Genomic DNA, 19,746 nt, shown 5'->3' with positions numbered 1-19,746 from the left:
ATATGTATTCAGAACATTCATTATATCATAAGAAAAGGCCAGATCCCTTACCCGCCCGGACCTGACCTTGCTTGCTACTCCATTTGTTTGGCTAAAAAACTGGCAGCTGTCTGTACAGCTTTAGCGACTCCGTCTTCCAATGGAGAGCCTTCTTTATTGAAGGCGACGACGCAGCCGATGGGATCCCCTTGCGCAATGATAGGATAAATAAGATATGAGATCACATCTTCTTCCTGTCCCCGGATCAATTCTACCGGATCCGGATGCTTCTCAAATGACATGGACCTCGCATCCATAACCTCTTCAATTTTCGAACCGATGGAACGATTCATATATTCTTTCTTCGCACTTCCCGCCACCGCTATATACTCATCACGATCGCATATCAACACAGGAGCTTCTAAAGACTCACTGAGCGCTTCTGCGTATTCTTTTGCAAAATCACCCAACTCGCTGATAGGTGAATACTTTTTCAGAATTACTTCACCTTCACGGTCTACAAAGATTTCTAAAGGATCCCCTTCACGGATCCTCAGCGTACGACGGATCTCTTTCGGAATAACAACACGTCCTAAATCATCAATACGGCGAACAATACCAGTTGCTTTCATTCTATATGCTGCCTCCTTTTCTGTGATGACTGCCTATCTATTCCTGTTGAAGCGCAAGCAGAACAAGCGGGTGATTAAAGATAGTATGGATACAGCAATAAAAACCTATACACCCTTTGGATGGATTTTTTCATAAAAAATGTAAACTTGGAATGTGGAGGTGCCTTGGATAGCTTCGACAAGCATATGCGAAACATCTTTTGTGAGGTGCTTTTTCCTCACAATGATGATTTGCATATGACCTCGAGAAGCTAGGCACCGGAACTGGACTTCACCGGATGTGGAAGCGACCGCTTAGACACGACAAGCATAAGACAAGACACGTAATGGAGTGCTCTTTCTCCATGGAGTGGATTGACTTATGTCTCGAGTGTCTGGGAGCCGGAACTGGACGATTTGGAATGTGGAGGTGCCTTGGATAGCTTCGACAAGCATATGCGAAACATCTTTTGTGAGGTGCTTTTTCCTCACAATGATGATTTGCATATGACCTCGAGAAGCTAGGCACCGGAACTGGACTTCACCGGATGTGGAGGCGACCGCTTAGACACGGTGAGCTTATAGGAAGGAGCCGAAATATATGTTTGTCTCCACAATTAAAGAAACCTCATCCCTCGGAAGGGATGAGGTTTCTTTATGCTGTGGTCACCTGTCTCATCATCTCAGGGAGCTTACTAATAAACTCTTCGACAAGCTCATATCGTTTGAATTCGGTCTTACGGTCCCATGTAAAGGTCACTTTCAATTGTGAATCTTCGGTGCCAAGCTGGACCATCCGTCCATATCGATTAGCAAATTCGAACAATTTAGTGCCATCAATTTGCTGACTTTGTTCAGACTCCATCAACAATTCGAGTTTCTTCTTCTTCTCTGTGACATTTTCGATTCTCGAACGCTTCGCTTGCAGGCGGATCGCAGACACGCGGAACAAGTTCTCGACTTCCTGAGGGTAATCCCCAAACCTGTCAATCAGTTCATCACGTAAATCCCGGATATCTTCATCATCCTCAATCGCCTGGAACATTTTATACATATCAATTTTCTGTTTTTCGTCTGTGATATATTCATCCGGGATATACGCATCGAGCATTAAATCAAGCTCTGGCTGGAACGGCTGGACCTGTTCCGGTTCCTTCCCTTGCCTCTTCGCTTCGATCGCATCCTTCAACATCTGAGAATACATATCGAAACCGACAGAATCAATATATCCGTGCTGCTGGGACCCTAACAAATTTCCGGCTCCACGGATGGACAGGTCCCGCATAGCGATTTTGAACCCTGAACCTAATTCAGTGAACTCCTTAATCGCCTGCAGACGCTTTTCGGCAACTTCTGTTAATACTTTGTCCTTCTGATACGTGAAATACGCATAAGCCACCCGGTTAGACCTGCCTACCCGGCCACGCAGCTGATACAGCTGGCTGAGCCCCATGCGATCCGCATCGTAAACGATGAGCGTATTCACATTTGGAATATCCACACCTGTCTCGATAATTGTCGTACTGACAAGCACGTCAAATTCGCCTTCAAGGAAAGAGAACATCACATTCTCAAGCTCTGTTTCATTCATCTGCCCATGGGCAAAAGTGACTCTGGCTTCAGGGACGAGTTCAGCAATCTGCTGAGCCATACGCTCAATATTTTCTACACGGTTAAACAGGAAGAATATCTGCCCGCCGCGGGCCATTTCCCTTTCCACAGCTTCCCTTAAAAAGATCGGATTGTATTCCAGCACATACGTCTGGATCGGAAAACGGTTGGCCGGTGGCGTTTCAATGACCGACAAATCACGAACACCCAGCATGGACATATGGAGTGTCCTTGGAATCGGCGTTGCTGTCAAGGTCAGTACATCCACGTTGTTTTTCAGTTGCTTGATTTTCTCTTTATGTTTCACTCCAAAACGTTGTTCTTCATCGACAATGAGTAAACCTAAATCCTTAAACTGCATATCTTTGGATAAGATCCGGTGCGTCCCTACGACCACATCAACTAGACCTTTCCTCAACCGGTCAGTCGTTTCTTTCTGCTGTTTTTTTGTTCGAAATCTGCTCATTAGTCCGATGTTGATTCCAAAGCCCTGAAAACGCTCCTGAAGGGTTTCAAAATGCTGTTGAGCCAGAATCGTAGTCGGTACAAGCAGCGCTACCTGTTTACCTTCAACAATTGCTTTGAATGCTGCCCGTATTGCGACTTCCGTCTTTCCATAACCAACATCTCCACAAAGGAGCCGGTCCATTGGGCGCACACGTTCCATATCCGCTTTGATTTCCTCGATACAGCGGATTTGGTCTTCGGTTTCTTCGTATGGAAAAGCAGCCTCAAAGTCCTTTTGCATCTCCCCATCTTCACTGAACGCATAACCTTTAGAAGCTTCGCGTTCCGCGTAAAGCTGGATTAAGTCGTCGGCAATATCCTCGACAGACGACTGAACTCTGCTTTTTACCTTTTTCCACTCACTGCCGCCAAGCTTATAGACTTTCGGCTCTTTCCCTTCAGACCCTACATATTTCTGAATCAGATCGATCTGATCAATCGGAACATACAGCTTATCGTTACCAGAATAATTCACCATAAGGAAGTCCTTATGGTTCCCGCCCATCTTCAAGGTTTCAATTCCTAAATACTTACCAATTCCGTGGCTTGCGTGGACAACATAATCGCCCACTTTCAACTCTTGGTAATTTTTAATCCGTTCAGCATTGGACATCTTTTGTTTACGCTTCGGTTTTGCCGTCCGCTTCTTGAACAGCTCATTTTCTGTCATAACCGCAAGCTTATGCATCGGCCACTCGAATCCGTGGCTTATATTTCCTGTAATAATCGTAGGCTTCACCAAAGGCAGCTTTACATCGCCTTCGGCTACGACAGCTTCCATGTCGTAATCCTGAAGAACCCCTTCAATTTTTGATTTTCTCTTTTCATCCGGAGCTAGTATAACCACCGAATAATCCTGCTTCTCCCAGCGATCCATTTCATTTTTTAAAAGGTTCATTTGACCATGGAACTGCTGCATCTGCCTGCTGGATAGGTTAACGATATTCTCCGGCTGCGTGTTCGGAATATGCCTCATGAACACAGAAAGATAAAGGCGTGGGTGCTCAATTTTCATCCAGGCATCCTGCCAATCAAAAGATATGTTCAGGTTCCTTACCGCCTGATTAGCTTCCAACATGCTGTTGTGCCATTCCGCTTCTTCCTGATCGAGACGGTTGGCCGTTTCCTGAATCCGGCTCATTTCATCAAGAATGACGAGTCCGGTTTCAGGGAGGTAGTCTAATAGACTGACAGGTTCTTCATAAAAGTATCCGATGTATTTATATATTTCCTGAAAATGTTCTTTCGCTTTCAAAAGATCTAAATCGTGTTCTACTACGCGGGCCAGCGTTTCTTTCGCCTCTTGTTTGGTCAATTTTTTCAAAGAATGGCTGAGCGCATTTTCCAGACGGTCATGAGCTCTTGCAAAGTCCTCATCTTTCAGCAGGAGCTCTGTCGCTGGTCCAATCAGGACAGAATCCAACTTTTGATGGGAGCGCTGGCTTTCAGAATCAAAGGTCCGAATTGAATCCACTTCTGTATCGAACAATTCGATTCTATACGGAAACTCAGCTGTAAGAGGATAGATATCCATGATCCCCCCTCGCACAGAGAATTCTCCGGGCGTCGCTACCATCTCCGTCCGTTCATAACCCATGTTTACCATGCGTTCTAAGTATTCATCAAGATTGATTTCTTCCCCAACACGAAAAGGGAGCTGACTTTGCTCCCAGTACGCTTTCGGTGGCATCATTCGCTTCAATGCAGCCACAGGTGCAATAAGAATCCCTTTTTCCTGCGACAGCCATTGACTCAACGCGTCGATCCGCTGACTCCTAAGCTCAGGGCTCGCCACGGCAATTTCCGATGCGATCAATTCATTGACCGGATAAAGATGGACGTGATCCGCCTCGCTCAATTCCTGCATATCGTCATACAGTTGTTGAGCTTGGATCAGTTGATGAGTCACAATAATGACCGGCCGTTCCAACGACTCTTGAAGCAGGGATATCATCAAACTTCTTGAAGCACCGGACAGACCGGCCACCATCTGTTCATTCATTCCAGTTTTGAAACCTTCAATAACAGAATGAATATCATCCTGTGGCAATAAATAATCCTTAATTCCTTGCATAACGAATTCCTCCACCACCCAGATTTCTGCAACCTTCAGAAATCAAGATTTACTGTATAAAAAAATCTAGCTCATGGTAATGTGGATTGTCGTCTAATGATTCTTTGCACGAGTCGCAAATGGTCCGAATGTCCATATTGCCGCTCGCTGTCATATGAACCATTTGCTCCTGGTCCTGATCGTTCAAAATATCAAAGCCCAGCTGAGACACATCCACATGCGCAGCATCCAATTCTCCGACTTGATTTTCACAATGACGGCAAAAGTATCGTATTTTCATTTCCATCCTCCTCGAAGGGTTGATGGTACATAGTTTTGCCGTCATCAGGGTCTGTTATACGACCCCATTCCACTGGTCATTTTACGTTAAAATCATTCATCACTTCGTTAAACGGGCGCTCTATCCACGATTCACATGCTTTTACTGCATAATTGACACTTTCTTCAACGGCAGGTTGTTCATCTATAGAAAAACCGCCCAGCACATGATCAATGACTGTTTTTGAGCCTTCCGGACGCCCAACGCCTACCCTGAGACGTTTGAATTCCTTCGTTCCTAATTGATCAATGATACTGCGGATCCCGTTATGGCCTCCATGCCCACCTTTTTTACGTAACCGGATTTTCCCTGGCGGAAGATCCAAATCGTCATAAACCACTAATACATCTTCCAGGTCAATATCATAAAATTCCATCAAAGGCTTTAAGGAATTACCTGATAAATTCATGTACGTCTGGGGTTTCAGAAGAATAACCTTTTCGCCATTGAAACGTTCCATTGTGAATAACCCATGGAATTTCTTCTGGCTGAGCGACCAATGATTTCGCGAAGCTAGTTCATCTATAATCATAAAACCAATATTATGGCGTGTTTCCTCATACTTTTTCCCTGGATTCCCAAGGCCAACAATACACTTCATACATAACTTCCTTTACTTTCATTTTACTATTGATTCATTATATCAAATTGACACGCGGAAAGATGTCAGAATGCGTTCCAATATTAAGAAGATCGTTCCAAACCTTCATCCATTTATACCATCCCCTTAAGCGAAAGGATTAAACCAGAATAAGAAATGCGTATAACAAAATCATAAGCCTACCGACAGCAGTAAAGACCTTTACAACAGTCGGTGGACTTATGACATCGGACAGGTTTAGTGATCAAACGATTAAAAAGGGCGGGCCTACACGGCCACGCCCCTTTCATACAACGATTACTATTCTTTTTCTTGGGTCTCTTCTTCTTCTGCATCCTCTGATTTTTCATTAATCACTTCAGGTTCAGCATCAGTGTCTGCCTCAGGTTCCTCTTCCGGCATTTCTTCCGGAGGAGTAACAGAGACGATCGTTGTATTTTCATCTTCGGTAATCTCGTAATTACGGCCTTCTTTCAGGTCGCTCACCATAATGCTGTCACCAATGTTCAGTTCTGAAATATCCAGAACGATTTCTTCCGGTATTTCACGAGGCTTCGCACGTACAGCCAAGTCGTAAAGCGGCTGCTGAACGACACCGCCCTCTTTGCTTCCTGCTGCTTCTCCTTCCAAGCGCACAGGAACTTCTACGTCCATTTCTTCGGACATGTTTACAATATAGAAATCTGCATGAATCAATTCATCTTTCAATGGATCAACCTGATATTCATGAAGCATGACATCTACTGTGTCTTTCCCCTCAATATCAAGAGAGATGATCGCGTTCTTACCTTCATCACGAACGGTTTTAAGTAACTCTATGCTGTTAACAGCAACCGTGATCGGTTCTTTATCCTTCCCGTATACGACACTTGGAATGTTTCCTTCCAGTCGAATATCACGGGTGACAGATTGCTTGAGATTTTCTCTTTGATTTGCTTTTAATGTAATAGCCAAATTAATCAACCTCCAGTAATTTACCAATCATTTATTCAGTTTCCCGTTAAAAACAAGAGTTAAACCTGCTTATTCAAAATTAATCAAATAAAATACTAATGGATTGACGTTCATGAACACGGATAATAGCTTCACTGATCAAACCGGCTACAGACAGCTCTGTAATCTTCCCGCTTGATTTCTCTTCGCCAAGTGGAATCGTGTTTGTAACCACAAGCTCTTTAATTTTAGAATTGTCAATACGTTCGATGGCAGGACCGGACAGCACAGGGTGTGTACAGCACGCGAATACTTCTTTCGCACCATTTTCAACAAGCGCATTCGCAGCAAGAGTGATCGTGCCTGCCGTATCAATGATGTCATCAATCAAAATCGCTGTTTTCCCTTCAATGTTCCCGACGATATTCATCACTTCTGCGACGTTCGGACGTGGCCGACGCTTATCAATAATCGCGATCGGTGCTTTCAGACGGTCAGCCATCTTACGAGCACGTGTTACTCCCCCGTGGTCTGGAGAGACAACAACAACATCATCAAAATTCTTTTCCTCAAAGTAGTCGGAAAGAATCGGGACACCGACAAGGTGGTCGATTGGAAGATTGAAGAACCCTTGAATCTGTGGCGCGTGAAGGTCAAGCATCAAGACACGGGACGCTCCTGCTGTTTCCAGTAGATCAGCGATTAGTTTCGCAGTAATCGGTTCACGGGCACGTGCTTTTCTATCTTGACGTGCATACCCGTAATAAGGCATAACAATGTTGATCGATTTTGCAGATGCGCGCTTTAATGCATCGATCATGATGAGGAGTTCCATGATGTGTTGATTAACAGGTTCACATGTGGATTGGACAACATACACATCACAACCACGGATACTTTCTTCGATGTTGATTTGAATCTCTCCGTCACTGAAGCTAGTGACTGTACATTTACCTAGCTCGACTCCGATATTATCAGCAATTTCTTTCGCTAATTCAGGATTTGAGTTGAGTGAGAATACTTTAAGTTTTGAATCCTTATATCCAGTAGACATGGATGGAACCCTCCGTTAATCTTTTTTGATCGATTTCATTTTAGTTGCGTAGCCTTCTTTGTTCGTCTGGCGGGAACGGGCGATCGATAAAGCCTCTGACGGGACATCTTTATTGATGGTAGACCCTGCCGCTACATAAGATCCTTTTCCTACGGTTACGGGAGCAATCAAATTTGAATTGCAGCCGATAAACGCATCATCTTCAATGGTCGTCAGGTGCTTGTTCTCTCCATCGTAGTTGACGGTAATCGTTCCACAACCAATGTTGACGCCTGTACCGACTTCAGCATCTCCGATATAGCTGAGGTGGGAAGCTTTACTTCCATTGCCGAAGGACGCTTTCTTCACTTCAACAAAGTTTCCAACTTTCACTTCGTCGCCAAGGTCGGATTGAGGGCGGATGTGCGCAAAAGGACCGACCTGGACACGCGCACCGATTTTACTATCTGCGGCAACACTTTGCTTGATGACCGTTCCACTCCCCACGTGACAATTGGTAATGGTCGAATGAGGTCCGATGACCGAATCCTCTTCAACGACCGTCTGTCCTTCTATTACACTGCCAGGATAAATGACAACATCTCTTCCAATAGTCACATCAGGTCCAATGTATGTCTGTTCGGGATCAACCAGCGTAACTCCATTTCTCATATGTTGCTCGTTAATCCGTTGTTTCATGAGTTTTTCCGCTTTGGATAATGCCACACGATCATTGACCCCAAGAGATTCGGAAAACTCAGGCGTTTGATAGGCACTAATGGTTTCTCCCTGATCCTTCAAAATTTCAACGACATCCGGCAGGTAGTATTCACCCTGAACGTTATCATTGGAAACGTTTTGAAGAGCATCAAACAACATTGCATTATCGAAGCAATACGTCCCTGTGTTAATTTCCTGGATGGCCTGTTCTCCTTCAGAAGCATCTTTTTGCTCAACGATGCGTTCCACTTGTCCATTTCCGCCACGAATAACACGTCCATATCCGTGAGGGTCTTGGGCATGCGCCGTCAGAATCGTTGCTTTCGCCCCTTCTGCATCATGATGATCCAGAAGTTTTTGAAGGGTTTCTCCTGTTAACAATGGCGTATCTCCACAAACGACAACAGTCGTTCCGTCTTTATCTGCCAAAATATCATCCGCCTGCAAAACAGCGTGGCCTGTTCCCAATTGTTCTTCCTGGATGACATAATGACTATCTTCACCAAGCTGGTCCTGAACCTTTTCAGCACCAAAACCTACAACCGTAATCAATTCCTGCAAATCCAATGTATTCAACTGGTCGACAACATGCTGGACCATCGGCTTCCCACAAACTGGATGCAAAACTTTGTAAAGTTTCGATTTCATGCGGGTGCCTTGACCAGCGGCTAGAACGACAGCATATCGATTAGTCATGAACGTACCTCCATCCTAAATATCCACTTTGAATCATATCTCAATACAACGTGTATTTCAACATTTAGGGGAGGAACATGGATGGGAAATTCACCTTCATCTTCCACTAAAAAAAGAGCCTAACCAGGTTCGGTTAGACTCTTGTTGTGCGTAAGTATTAGGAAGCGCCGGCTTCTTCGAATTCCACCTCAGCTTCTTCCTCATCACCAGCACGGTGATAAGCTTCAAGTACAGCATCCTGGATCTTTCCACGAGTACCTGAATTTATCGGGTGTGCAATATCCCGGAACTCCCCATCCGGAGTCCGCTTGCTCGGCATCGCCACGAACAACCCATTGTTGCCATCAATCACCCGTATGTCATGGACAACAAACTCCTGGTCCAAGGTAATAGAAGCAATTGCTCGCATTCTTCCATCGGTATTCACGCGTCGCAGTCTTACGTCAGTTACTTCCATTAAATTCACCACCTTTTATACAAAAGAACTTATGTAAGACAAATTCCACAAAACGGCAAAAATTCCTGCTAATTTTTCTAAAAATTTTTTATCATTCTGTATATTCGAGAAAAAAACATGAAGAAAGCCCTCATACAAAAGGATGAGGGCTTTCTTCCATTCTTATCTTATATTTCAAATATTCTCCAATAAGTTTCCTGGGCGTACTTCGATGGAAGAATGGCGTTCGTCAGCATTCATAATTTGTACGACCGACAAATAATCATCGACAACGCGTTCTTCCTCTTCATCTTCCGCTTCAGCAAGAACACCGATTCCTGCTAATTCAGCATCGAACTCCATCAATAAGTTACGCATCCCATTGATCGTTCCGCCTGCCTTCATAAAGTCATCAATGATGCATACTCTCGATCCTTGAGGAAGCGACCTCTTAGTCAAAACCATCGTTTGAATCTTCCTGGTCGAACCGGAGACATAATTGATACTTACCGTCGACCCTTCAGAGATTTTCGGGTCTCTCCTTGCAATGACAACCGGGACATTTAAGTAAGAGGCGACTGCATAAGCCAATGGGATTCCTTTCGTTGCCACCGTCATGACAACGTCAATATCTCGATCACGAAAAGCAGAAGCGAATAACTTGCCGATATTCCTAGTGGTTTCAGGGTCCCCAAGCAAATCACTCATAAACAAGTAGCCGCCCGGTAGAAGACGCGCGGGGTCCTGCAGCTTTCCACATAACTCTTCCACGAACCGGTAGCTTTCTTCTTTCGAAAAGGCAGGAATGTACTTTACGCCCCCTGCGGCTCCGGAGATCGTTTCCAAATAGCCAATCCCTTCGTGTTTAAACATCTTATTAATAATTCCTAAATCTTCACTGATGGAAGATTTGGCAGCATCGTATTTCTCAGAGAAAAATGGAAGGGAGATCAGTTCTCGTGGTCGATCCAGAATATAATGAGTCATGGCGACAAGTCTTTCGCTTCTTTTCATAAAAAGACACCTCTAAATCCGAATGTTTTCATTAAATATAACAAATTCGTACGTTATTTATCAAGTGATTCTCGATATCCGAGCATCCGGACCATGTAAACTTCCGTACAAAAACCTTTCAGGCTGTTATAAATCCTTTGGGCACGGGCGTCGTGTTCCACTAAAGAAAAGACGGTAGGTCCGCTTCCGCTCATAAGGACAGCGTCCGCTCCTGCATGCTTCATCTGTTCTTTAATTTGTCCGACCTCTTCATGCATCTTGAGCGTCACACCTTCGAGGGTATTCCCTACATTCCTGCAAATGTCATGGTAGTTTCCTTCATTCAAGGCCTTGACCATCGCTTTTGTTTCCGGGTGGTCAGCTTCCTTCAGTACAAGGCTCTTGTAAACCGATTGAGTGGATACCCCAAGCGTCGGCTTTGAAAGAACGACCCAGCACGGGGGTGGAGCAGGCAAGTGATGAATTTTTTCCCCACGTCCGGTTGCCAGAGCCGTTCCGCCGAACACACAAAAAGAAACATCAGAACCAATTTCCGCTCCGAGTTCTGCGAGTTCATCAAGACTCAACCCCAACTCCCACAGCCGGTTAACACCTCTTAAAACAGCTGCAGCATCACTGCTTCCACCGGCAAGTCCAGCAGCCACTGGAATGTTCTTTTCAATAAAAATCTTCACTCCCTGACGGACGCCAAGACGTTCCTTCAACAATTGAGCCGCCCGGTAAGCCAGGTTACGCTCATCATTCGGCACAAAGCGGCTTTCAGACTCCACTTTGATTTCATCTTCAGAGAGGAGGGTCAATTCAATGCGATCAGCAAGATCCACAGTCGTCATGACCATCTCTACCTCATGAAATCCATCCGGACGTTTATGTAAAACATCAAGGGACAAATTGATTTTAGCAGGAGCTTTTTCAAGTATCTGCATGCAAGCACCTCTTTTTCCTATGATTCTGAAAGCATTGTACCATATTTGACAGGAAGAGGTGGGGTTGCGCAGGAAAGGAAAAAGCCCCTGGAGCAAAAAGCGCCAGGGGAAAAGTTTTACTTTTGGTTCTTCACCATTTGTTCTTCTGCCATTTGAATTGCTCGTTTTACCATATTGCCGGCATCCCGCCCAGAAATGCCGCCCCATCCGTCTTTTTCAACCTTGTCGTAAAACCCAAGTTCTTTCGCGATCTCTTCTTTAAACGAATCGGACATCATGCTGCGCTTACGTCCCATCGTCCTCAGCTCCTTTCGCTTTCACCAAAGCTACGACATCGTTAGTATGTGCGAAACATGAAACGGACAAGCAAGGGAGTTGTATGTAAGGATGGTAATGATTCCTTCTTCAGTTATGTGAATGATATTGATCTTTGTAGACAAAATAAAAAAGCAGCAAACGGTAGGTTCACTGCTCAAGTGCCATAGTCTGTAGGTCATCGAAGTTCAATTCGACTGTTTCTGTAAGTACATCTGCATAGCTGTAAGATACACGTTCAAAAGCATTTTCTTCTTGATCCAGCTCTACAATGAAAACAGCAGGGTATGTCTCTGCCAGTACACCGGATCGCTCGATTGTTTTACGGCGTCCGCCGTTTGCTTTCAAAGTTAGGCGTTTACCAATTTGCCCTTCAAGGGATTGCTTGATTTCTACTAACGTTTTAGCCACTGCACTCCACCTCACTGTATATTAGAATATCACAGACCTGGGACAAAGTCAAATAAAATTATTAATTATACCAATTGATCATTCACAATGCAACAGAATGATATAAATAATTGGTCCTGGTTAGCATATCCATTTCGAGGAAAAGTATGTAAGCTTTTTTCATTTTGTTACGCCCCTTTTACATACAACCTCTATCACTAAAGCTCCTTTTTCTTGAAGACTCATTTTCGGGATGTTTGTGCGGTAGTTAGGGGTTGGGGGGATGACTCGCAGCCCCTTGGCTATATCAGTGTCTCGAAACCACTTCATGAATCATCAGCTATTCTATTTGGTGAGATTACTAAGGAACCTACGCCCAAGCCAAGGTACTTGACCCCGGAAATCTTGATACATAGCGTTTTATGCCTACACAATCGGGGTAGTGGAAGACCCTCCAACTTTAGTAAAGGGGTTCGTTTCCCCCCTCTTGGAATGGGGGGATTGGGAAGCTGGGAGACTCCCGTGGGAGAAAGGAGACCGGCGATATCCCCTTGGGTGTATCCCGAGGAAGCTCGGCACTCCCCACAGGAAAGCGAGTAGCTTCCCAGCCACCCCTGGCACCCCACCCGATAAAAAACCCCGAACCCTCTCGAAACGGAGTCTTCAACAATCCTGCCGTTTCGTTGAAGAACTATGAAAAAGGCCGTCATGGTAATATGACGGCCTTTTTCATGGTTCTTTAATTGTATCTTCTGTTTGGTTTTCAGTGTAGGGCATCCCGATGCGGAGCAATCCTTTGGTTTCATCCCTCCAAGGCCGTCTTCTCCGCTTACAGTATTGCGGATGACTTCCCAAATGTTAATATGATCCATAAATGAAGTATAGGCCACACGCGCCGCCACATAAACTGGATCGATGGCGTGAATATTGACCCTGGCCGGGGAACTCGCAAAGTTCGCTCCTGCCCGTATAATTGATTCAAAGTGGGATTGGCAGGCACCTGCGAAGATCACCATTTGATCGAAATTCGGGTATTTTCTCCTAATATTTCTGACGGCTTCTACAAAATACTTGGAATGACGATAAGACTCCAACTCTCTAACGGTACCTTTCGCCTTGGAGTAGGAATCGTGCCCTGTTAAAACCACAATTTCCGGATGCACCTTATCGATTAGAGACAGGACTTGATTCGGCATTTCTTTTTCATGCAGGTATTGTCCATGAACTTGAAGCCCCAACTGTTCATACAAAGCTATGCATTTTTTTAAAAATAACGGATCTCCATCTATATGAAGAATGCGGGGCGGTATTTGAAAGTAATTTGTTTCTTTTTCATTCGTATATCCGCTCCCTGCTTCAGCTTCTCTTTTTTCTCTAAGGAGCCTGTAATCCTGACGAAACAATCGGTAGGAATAAGCTTCCTTTTCATCGACTTCACTTTTACGGCGGTGATATTCAGCTCCGGTCACCTTTTCAAGGTCATCAAGAGGGGCGTCGGCCTCAAGTCGTACGTGTTCGCCCATCAACTTTAAGAGCGGTCCCTTCTCTGTTTTCACTCGAAAAATGATGTCGTGCTGATAGGATTTTCGCGTTACAAGATCTCCACTTGATATCATCACTTCCCCACCTCACTCTATACACTACTGTAGTGTATGTGTGAGCATGGGCTTTGTGTCTAAAACCCGTTACTTATACAAAACGTTGGCTAAATCTGCAAACTCCTGCATAGACAAGGATTCTCCACGCCTGGAAGGATCAATTTCGACCTTTTCCAGACGATTCCTTAGCTCTTCTTTATCCATCTGACCTTTAAAATGACGGGCTAGGTTATTCATTAATGTTTTTCTACGCTGACCGAACGTCGCTTTGACGATGTCAAAGAAGTACTCTTCGTCAGAGACTTTTACAGGGGGGTGCTGTCTCATTTTCAAGTGCAGAACGGATGAATCCACATTTGGCTGAGGCATAAACACGGTCTTAGGTACGTTCAGAACCACATCTGCCTCTGTGTAATATTGAACAGCAATCGACAGTGAACCATAACTTTTTGTATTCGGTTCCGCAGCCATCCGATCGGCCACTTCTTTCTGGATCATGACTGTGATGCTGTCGATCGGTAGTCGATCCATCAAAAGCTTCATCAGTATAGGCGTCGTAATGTAGTAAGGAAGGTTGGCTACGACGCGAACCGGTTGACCAGGTTTAAAATGGTCAGCGATCACACGTGACACATCCGCTTTAAGAATATCCTGATTAATGACCTCCACATTGTCATAGTCCCCGAGGGTTTCTTCCAAAATCGGAAGCAGCCGCTGGTCAATCTCAAAAGCCACTACACGGTCTGCGTGTTGAGCCAGCTGCTCCGTCAAAGCCCCGATTCCTGGTCCGATCTCTATAGCACTTGCCGATCGATCGATCCCCGCCTCTGCTATGATGTTTTTCAAGATATTTACGTCGATTAAAAAGTTTTGTCCGAGGCTCTTTTTAAAGGAGAATCCATAAGTCTGCAATATTTCTTTTGTTCTTGTCGGTGTAGCTACGGCTTTACTGTTCATCTCTTTCCTCCTGTATTATCTGGTCCATCACTTCTTTTAACTGGTCGAATGTAATGTGGAACATGTTCAATCGTTTCAACAACTGCTTTCCATTAGTTTTGCCGATTTTGAGAGTGCGCCCTAATCGCTCGCGACGCTTAGACGCTTTCGGCCCTCCTATAAGACCAAAATCGACGAGATCAGATTTGGCGATTTCGCCTTCTTCCAAATCCATAAGCTCATAAACCGCTGACAAAGCTTCCTTGATAGCGGCCGTCGATGCGTGCTCAATCCCGATTCCTTTGTCATATTTGGCACGGGCCTGATCCTTCGGTAAAAAAGCATGCTTGCATTCCGGTACATGCTGGCTTACGATATGCCGGATCCGCTCTCCTGGATAATCAGGGTCCGTAAAAATGATCACCCCTCGTTTAGACTGGGCATGTTTGATTTGCTCAAGGACATCTTCATCAACAGCAGAACCATTCGTCTCAATGGTATCTGCGTCTACGGCTGTTTTTATCCGGGCTGTATCGTCTTTCCCTTCCACAACAATCACTTCTTTTATTTTCACGTCGTTTCCTCCTGTTGCCTTCCCTGCTTATCTCTTCATAGCATACCACGAGTATATACACGGAAAAAAGCAGAGGAATCCATCCTCTGCTGTCTTGATTAATCCAATATTTTTACTTTTACATTGCGGGATCCGAACTTAAGAGCTGCACTTTTAGATGGGACGAACAAGTCGATGCGATTCCCATTAATGGCTCCTCCGGTATCACCAGCAACAGCATATCCATAGCCTTCCACCCAAACTCTACTTCCTAGCGGTATGACACTCGGGTCTACTGCTACGACTTTCTTATTCGGGTTCGCTTTCAAGTTGATCCCCGTCGCTGTAATGCCTGAACATCCGGAACAGTTAGCCGTATAGGCAGTCGCATGCATATACAATGTCTTTGCTCCGCTCGTGTCGTTCCTTGATACTGTCGTAGAAGCCTGGCTTGAAGAGCTTGAGTTTGATGAGCTTGAGCTGGGAGATGCAGATGCAGAAGCTACTGCTTTTTTCTCTACTTTAGTACCAAGTGCTACCACTTCTGTCCTGCTTTCTTTTTCAACAGTTTCTTCCATCAATTCCCGGCTTGTTTCTTCACCATTTTTTAAAATGACTTCGTATTCTTTCGTAATCAACCCTTTTTCCCCACTGGAAACGACTTTCTTTTCACCCTTCGGTAAATCATCGTCTTTTTTCGTTTCAACCGTAAAGTCCACTTCTTCTTCCACAATATCGGTCACCTTTTCTACCCTTGTAATCGTGACCTTGTCCTCTGAAGTAAGTTCATCTTCTTTACTTAGGTTCAACTCATCCAGTTCGTTTAAGGTGATGTCTTCTTCTTCCATCAGCTCTTCAACTGTAGAGGCGGTCGTCCAGACCTTCTCAGAATCTCCACCGTCATTGACCGTGACTTGGAAAGCCTTTTGAATCTCTATATCCATGCCTTCCTCAACCGGTGTATCCGGATCATGAGAAACCTGATCCCGTTCTTTAAACTCAAGACCTTCCTGGTCAAAGAACTCTCCTACTGTAGAGGCTGTTGTGAAATATTCTTCTGTATGGTTACGATCAATGGCTAGATTAATAGACTTAGATGCTATGTAGGTTACATCCATTCCATATTCAACCTGATCGGATAACTTATGGGATAATTCATCATGTTGTTGGACAGTGACATCGAGCTCTGATAATAATTCTTCAATAGTATTAGCATGAGTGCGTATCAGTTCTTTTTGCCCATTCTGCGTCACTTGAACAGAAGCTTTTGTGGCTTCATACGAAACGGTTACTAAAAAGGCGATGCATAGGACGGCAATCACAGTTGCCCATACCATCATGTGACTAATGGCTGATTTTAACATTTTTCCTATTTTCATCCTTTGGCCTCCTTTCTAAAGCACGCGTTTTATTGTAGTCAAGTGACAAACCCGTGTCAAATGAATCCTCTGCCATAAAAAATAGAGGAGTCAGTCTGACCATCACCGACTCCTCTATTATGCAATTTTACCTAGTCAATTAACATAACAAACATGTTACAGTTCCCATACAATTGGATAGGTTTTGTAATAAACCTTCCAAAATTCTCAGGATGACGACTGGATTCCAAAGAATTCGAGAGCATTCGAGGTCGTCTTTTCACTGACTTCCTCAAAGGTAAGCCCCTTCAGTTCAGCGATCTGCTCTGCTACAAGCTTCACGTAAGCAGGCTCATTTCTTTTACCGCGATTCGGATGAGGGGCCAGAAATGGGCAGTCGGTTTCTATCAGCAAGTGGTCCATATCCACAGCTTTTGCTACTTCTTTCGGTAATTTTGCATTTTTAAATGTGACAGGTCCTCCTAGCGAAATCATAAAGTTCATCTCTATACACTCTATAGCCGTTTCCACAGGACCACTGTAACAATGCATAATGCCCCCTACTTCAGCTGCATTTTCTTCTCTAAGAATATCCACAATATCATCGGTAGCTTCCCGGTTATGAATAATGATCGGCATTTTCACCTTTTTAGCAAGCTGGATCTGCTTTTTGAACACTTCTTTTTGGACATCTTTCGGTGATTTATCCCAGTGGTAGTCGAGTCCCATTTCCCCAAGCGCTACAACTTTAGGGTGTCCGGACAATTCCTCGATCCAATGAAGGTCCTCTTCCGTCATATCTATTGCGTCAACAGGGTGCCATCCTACGGCAGCATAAATATTCTCATGAGTTTCAGCAATATCCAGAGCTTTCGGAATCGTCTTCCGGTCAAATCCTACGACCGTCATATACTGTACGCCTGCTTCCTGAGCTCTTGCAATCGTTTCTTCAAGGTCCTCATCAAATTGATCAGCATTCAAGTGCACATGTGTATCAAATAACATTCCATTTCCCACCTTTACTACATTTCTTAATTCAGACTATGTTAAAGCTGTCATTTAAAAAAAGGGAAAGCACTATGGAGAGCCTTCCCTTTTTTGTAGGTGTTATTTCACTTTCGTACCATTGCTCAAGGTCTGATCCACAGAGGCAAGAGACAGTCCTTTGTCATCTTCTCCCGCTAATATCATCCCTTCAGACCTTTCACCACGAAGTTTGACCGGTTTCAGGTTGGCTACACAAATGACTTTTCGGCCAACAAGATCATCGGGCGTATAATGTTCAGCAATGCCGGAAATAACTTGTCGCTGTTCATACCCGAGATCCAACTGGATTTTCAACAGTTTGTCTGCCTTTTTCACCTTATCCACTTTTAATACTTCAGCTACTCGGAAATCCAGCTTCATGAAGTCGTCGATCGTTACTTCTTCCGCTTCATCCTTTTTCTCTTCTTTTTTTTCTTCCTGTTGAGGAGCCGATTTCTTCATCATATCTTTGATGATCTGTGTTTCCTCCCCAGCATCGAGACGAGGGAAAATCGGCTGGTCTTTCTGGACAGCAGTGCCTGCAGGAATAATTCCGAATTGGCTGAGGCTCTCCCATGATTTATGCTCATCTTCCGTAATCCCAAGCTGCTGGAAGATACGCCCAGGAGTCTGAGTCAGGAATGGCTGCAGCATAACGGCCGTTTGACGCAGCGACTCAGCCAGATGAGCCATCACATTGCCCAGACGTTCTTTTTGATTCTCATCTTTCGCAAGTACCCACGGCTGTGTTTCGTCAATATACTTGTTCGTACGGCTTATGAATTTCCAAAGGTCGGCAAGCGCCACTGAGAATTCCATGTTCTCAAGCGAGTCTTCCACAGAAATTCTCGTTTCTTGCGCAAGCTGTTCAAGGCTTTGGTCGAATTCATCTTCACCAAGCGCTAACGCTGGAATATGCCCATCGAAATATTTGCTGATCATGGCAACCGTTCGATTCAGTAAGTTTCCAAGGTCATTGGCCAGATCGTAATTCGTCCGTTCCACGAATGCTTCTGGTGTGAAGACGCCGTCAGAGCCGAATGGAACTTCACGAAGCAGATAATAACGCAGGGCATCGAGTCCATAGCGATCACTAAGCTGGACAGGATCTACAACATTGCCTTTCGATTTGGACATCTTTCCATCTTTCATCAATATCCAGCCATGAGCAAATACTTGCTTCGGCAGAGGAAGATCCAGAGCCATCAGCATAATCGGCCAATAAATGGTATGGAACCGAACGATTTCTTTCCCGACCAGCTGTACATCTGCCGGCCAATACTTCTGATATTTGGAATCATCATCACTTTCGTAACCGAGCGCTGTGATGTAGTTACTTAATGCATCGATCCAAACGTAAATGACATGCTTTTCATTACCAGGTACGCCGACACCCCAGTCAAAGGTCGTCCGGGAGACCGCCAAGTCTTCAAGTCCTGGTTTGATGAAATTATTGATCATTTCATTTTTACGGCTTTCCGGTTGAATGAATGTTGGATTCTTTTCATAGAACTCAAGCAATTGATCAACATAATTGCTCATTTTGAAAAAGTAAGATTCCTCTTTAACTTTCTCCACTTCTCCGCCGCAGTCCGGACAGCGCCCGTCCTCAAGTTGACGTTCTGTGAAGAAGGATTCACACGGTGTACAGTACCATCCTTCATATTCGTCTAGATAAATGTCGCCTTTTTTCATCAAGTAATCAAAAATCTTTTCAACGACTGCTTTGTGGCGGTCTTCTGTTGTACGAATGAAATCGTCATAGGAAATATCAAGTTTATCCCATAACTGTTTGATCCCGCTCACGATATCATCCACATAAGCTTGCGGGGTTACCCCCTTCTCTTCTGCCTTGCGCTGGATCTCTGGCCATGCTCATCCGTTCCGGTCAAATACATGACATCGTAGCCTCTCAAGCGTTTATACCGCGCCATTGCGTCGCCCGCTACAGTCGTGTATGCATGTCCAATATGCAAATTACCACTAGGATAATAGATAGGTGTTGTTATATAAAATGTATTTTTTTCCTCAGGCATCCTGTTCCCTCCTCAATATCTTTATACCATCAGCCATAAAAGGTCATGGTATCATTCTAGCGATTTATCTCCTT

Annotated in this window: 17 protein-coding genes and 1 pseudogene; all 18 read right to left on the bottom strand. The window is 44.5% G+C overall.

What is annotated here, in order from left to right; all coding sequences use genetic code 11:
• Positions 1–74: 74 nt before the first annotated feature.
• Positions 75–611: a stage V sporulation protein T gene (spoVT, locus tag ACXADE_RS00165; RefSeq protein ID WP_474978552.1), complete on the bottom strand. Its 537-nt coding sequence runs from the start codon at positions 609–611 to the stop codon at positions 75–77.
• Positions 612–1,245: 634 nt separating this feature from the next.
• Positions 1,246–4,782, bottom strand: a complete 3,537-nt coding sequence (gene mfd / locus ACXADE_RS00160) for a transcription-repair coupling factor (RefSeq protein ID WP_474978551.1) — start codon at positions 4,780–4,782, stop codon at positions 1,246–1,248.
• A gap of 49 nt (positions 4,783–4,831) precedes the next feature.
• Complete coding sequence (locus tag ACXADE_RS00155; protein ID WP_474978550.1) at positions 4,832–5,062, bottom strand: anti-sigma-F factor Fin; 231 nt, start codon at positions 5,060–5,062, stop codon at positions 4,832–4,834.
• Between the two features lie 76 nt (positions 5,063–5,138).
• Positions 5,139–5,702, bottom strand: a complete 564-nt coding sequence (gene pth, locus ACXADE_RS00150) for an aminoacyl-tRNA hydrolase (RefSeq protein ID WP_474978549.1) — start codon at positions 5,700–5,702, stop codon at positions 5,139–5,141.
• Positions 5,703–6,002: 300 nt separating this feature from the next.
• Positions 6,003–6,656: a 50S ribosomal protein L25/general stress protein Ctc gene (locus tag ACXADE_RS00145; protein WP_474978548.1), complete on the bottom strand. Its 654-nt coding sequence runs from the start codon at positions 6,654–6,656 to the stop codon at positions 6,003–6,005.
• A gap of 79 nt (positions 6,657–6,735) precedes the next feature.
• On the bottom strand, positions 6,736–7,689 hold the full coding sequence (locus ACXADE_RS00140) for a ribose-phosphate diphosphokinase (RefSeq protein ID WP_474978547.1): 954 nt from the start codon (positions 7,687–7,689) through the stop codon (positions 6,736–6,738).
• Positions 7,690–7,704: 15 nt separating this feature from the next.
• The gene (gene glmU / locus ACXADE_RS00135) at positions 7,705–9,084 is read right to left on the bottom strand and encodes a bifunctional UDP-N-acetylglucosamine diphosphorylase/glucosamine-1-phosphate N-acetyltransferase GlmU (RefSeq protein WP_474978546.1); all 1,380 of its coding nucleotides are present in this window, start codon (positions 9,082–9,084) and stop codon (positions 7,705–7,707) included.
• Between the two features lie 157 nt (positions 9,085–9,241).
• Entirely contained in the window at positions 9,242–9,541 is a 300-nt protein-coding gene (gene spoVG, locus ACXADE_RS00130) for a septation regulator SpoVG (protein WP_075038302.1), read from the bottom strand.
• A 174-nt stretch (positions 9,542–9,715) separates the two neighbouring features.
• Positions 9,716–10,534, bottom strand: a complete 819-nt coding sequence (purR, locus tag ACXADE_RS00125) for a pur operon repressor (protein ID WP_474978545.1) — start codon at positions 10,532–10,534, stop codon at positions 9,716–9,718.
• Positions 10,535–10,587: 53 nt separating this feature from the next.
• A complete protein-coding gene (gene ispE, locus ACXADE_RS00120) occupies positions 10,588–11,460 on the bottom strand; it encodes a 4-(cytidine 5'-diphospho)-2-C-methyl-D-erythritol kinase (protein ID WP_474978544.1) in 873 nt (290 codons plus the stop codon).
• A gap of 116 nt (positions 11,461–11,576) precedes the next feature.
• A complete protein-coding gene (locus tag ACXADE_RS00115) occupies positions 11,577–11,756 on the bottom strand; it encodes a small, acid-soluble spore protein, alpha/beta type (protein ID WP_474978543.1) in 180 nt (59 codons plus the stop codon).
• 169 nt (positions 11,757–11,925) lie between these two features.
• Positions 11,926–12,186 (bottom strand): biofilm formation stimulator Veg, encoded by a 261-nt coding sequence (gene veg, locus ACXADE_RS00110; RefSeq protein WP_035511778.1) that lies wholly within the window; start codon positions 12,184–12,186, stop codon positions 11,926–11,928.
• A gap of 305 nt (positions 12,187–12,491) precedes the next feature.
• Positions 12,492–13,781, bottom strand: coding sequence for a sporulation peptidase YabG (yabG, locus tag ACXADE_RS00105; RefSeq protein ID WP_474978542.1), 1,290 nt, complete (start codon positions 13,779–13,781; stop codon positions 12,492–12,494).
• A gap of 69 nt (positions 13,782–13,850) precedes the next feature.
• The gene (rsmA, locus tag ACXADE_RS00100) at positions 13,851–14,720 is read right to left on the bottom strand and encodes a 16S rRNA (adenine(1518)-N(6)/adenine(1519)-N(6))-dimethyltransferase RsmA (RefSeq protein WP_474978541.1); all 870 of its coding nucleotides are present in this window, start codon (positions 14,718–14,720) and stop codon (positions 13,851–13,853) included.
• Positions 14,710–15,273: a ribonuclease M5 gene (rnmV, locus tag ACXADE_RS00095; RefSeq protein ID WP_474978540.1), complete on the bottom strand. Its 564-nt coding sequence runs from the start codon at positions 15,271–15,273 to the stop codon at positions 14,710–14,712. The genes rsmA and rnmV overlap by 11 nt, the downstream gene beginning before the upstream one ends.
• 98 nt (positions 15,274–15,371) lie before the next feature.
• Positions 15,372–16,631, bottom strand: a complete 1,260-nt coding sequence (locus ACXADE_RS00090) for a ubiquitin-like domain-containing protein (protein WP_474978539.1) — start codon at positions 16,629–16,631, stop codon at positions 15,372–15,374.
• Positions 16,632–16,838: 207 nt separating this feature from the next.
• Positions 16,839–17,615: a TatD family hydrolase gene (locus ACXADE_RS00085; RefSeq protein WP_474978538.1), complete on the bottom strand. Its 777-nt coding sequence runs from the start codon at positions 17,613–17,615 to the stop codon at positions 16,839–16,841.
• Between the two features lie 102 nt (positions 17,616–17,717).
• Positions 17,718–19,672 (bottom strand): annotated as a pseudogene (gene metG / locus ACXADE_RS00080) (methionine--tRNA ligase).
• Between the last annotated feature and the right edge of the window lie 74 nt (positions 19,673–19,746).

It is taken from the genome of Halobacillus sp. ABR2_026 (assembly GCF_056158545.1).
Note: the sequence above shows the minus strand (reverse complement) of the source record. Positions and strands in the feature narration are given on the sequence as shown.

Excerpts from the sequence above, each read along its gene's own strand:
- spoVG (WP_075038302.1), bottom strand. The coding sequence starts at position 9,541 with ATGGAAGTAACTGACGTAAGACTGCGACGCGTGAATACCGATGGAAGA.
- ACXADE_RS00115 (WP_474978543.1), bottom strand. The coding sequence starts at position 11,756 with ATGGGACGTAAGCGCAGCATGATGTCCGATTCGTTTAAAGAAGAGATC.
- ACXADE_RS00090 (WP_474978539.1), bottom strand. The coding sequence starts at position 16,631 with ATGAAAATAGGAAAAATGTTAAAATCAGCCATTAGTCACATGATGGTA.
- purR (WP_474978545.1), bottom strand. The coding sequence starts at position 10,534 with ATGAAAAGAAGCGAAAGACTTGTCGCCATGACTCATTATATTCTGGAT.
- ispE (WP_474978544.1), bottom strand. The coding sequence starts at position 11,460 with ATGCAGATACTTGAAAAAGCTCCTGCTAAAATCAATTTGTCCCTTGAT.
- ACXADE_RS00155 (WP_474978550.1), bottom strand. The coding sequence starts at position 5,062 with ATGAAAATACGATACTTTTGCCGTCATTGTGAAAATCAAGTCGGAGAA.
- pth (WP_474978549.1), bottom strand. The coding sequence starts at position 5,702 with ATGAAGTGTATTGTTGGCCTTGGGAATCCAGGGAAAAAGTATGAGGAA.
- ACXADE_RS00085 (WP_474978538.1), bottom strand. The coding sequence starts at position 17,615 with ATGTTATTTGATACACATGTGCACTTGAATGCTGATCAATTTGATGAG.
- ACXADE_RS00140 (WP_474978547.1), bottom strand. The coding sequence starts at position 7,689 with ATGTCTACTGGATATAAGGATTCAAAACTTAAAGTATTCTCACTCAAC.
- spoVT (WP_474978552.1), bottom strand. The coding sequence starts at position 611 with ATGAAAGCAACTGGTATTGTTCGCCGTATTGATGATTTAGGACGTGTT.
- glmU (WP_474978546.1), bottom strand. The coding sequence starts at position 9,084 with ATGACTAATCGATATGCTGTCGTTCTAGCCGCTGGTCAAGGCACCCGC.
- mfd (WP_474978551.1), bottom strand. The coding sequence starts at position 4,782 with ATGCAAGGAATTAAGGATTATTTATTGCCACAGGATGATATTCATTCT.
- yabG (WP_474978542.1), bottom strand. The coding sequence starts at position 13,781 with ATGATATCAAGTGGAGATCTTGTAACGCGAAAATCCTATCAGCACGAC.
- rsmA (WP_474978541.1), bottom strand. The coding sequence starts at position 14,720 with ATGAACAGTAAAGCCGTAGCTACACCGACAAGAACAAAAGAAATATTG.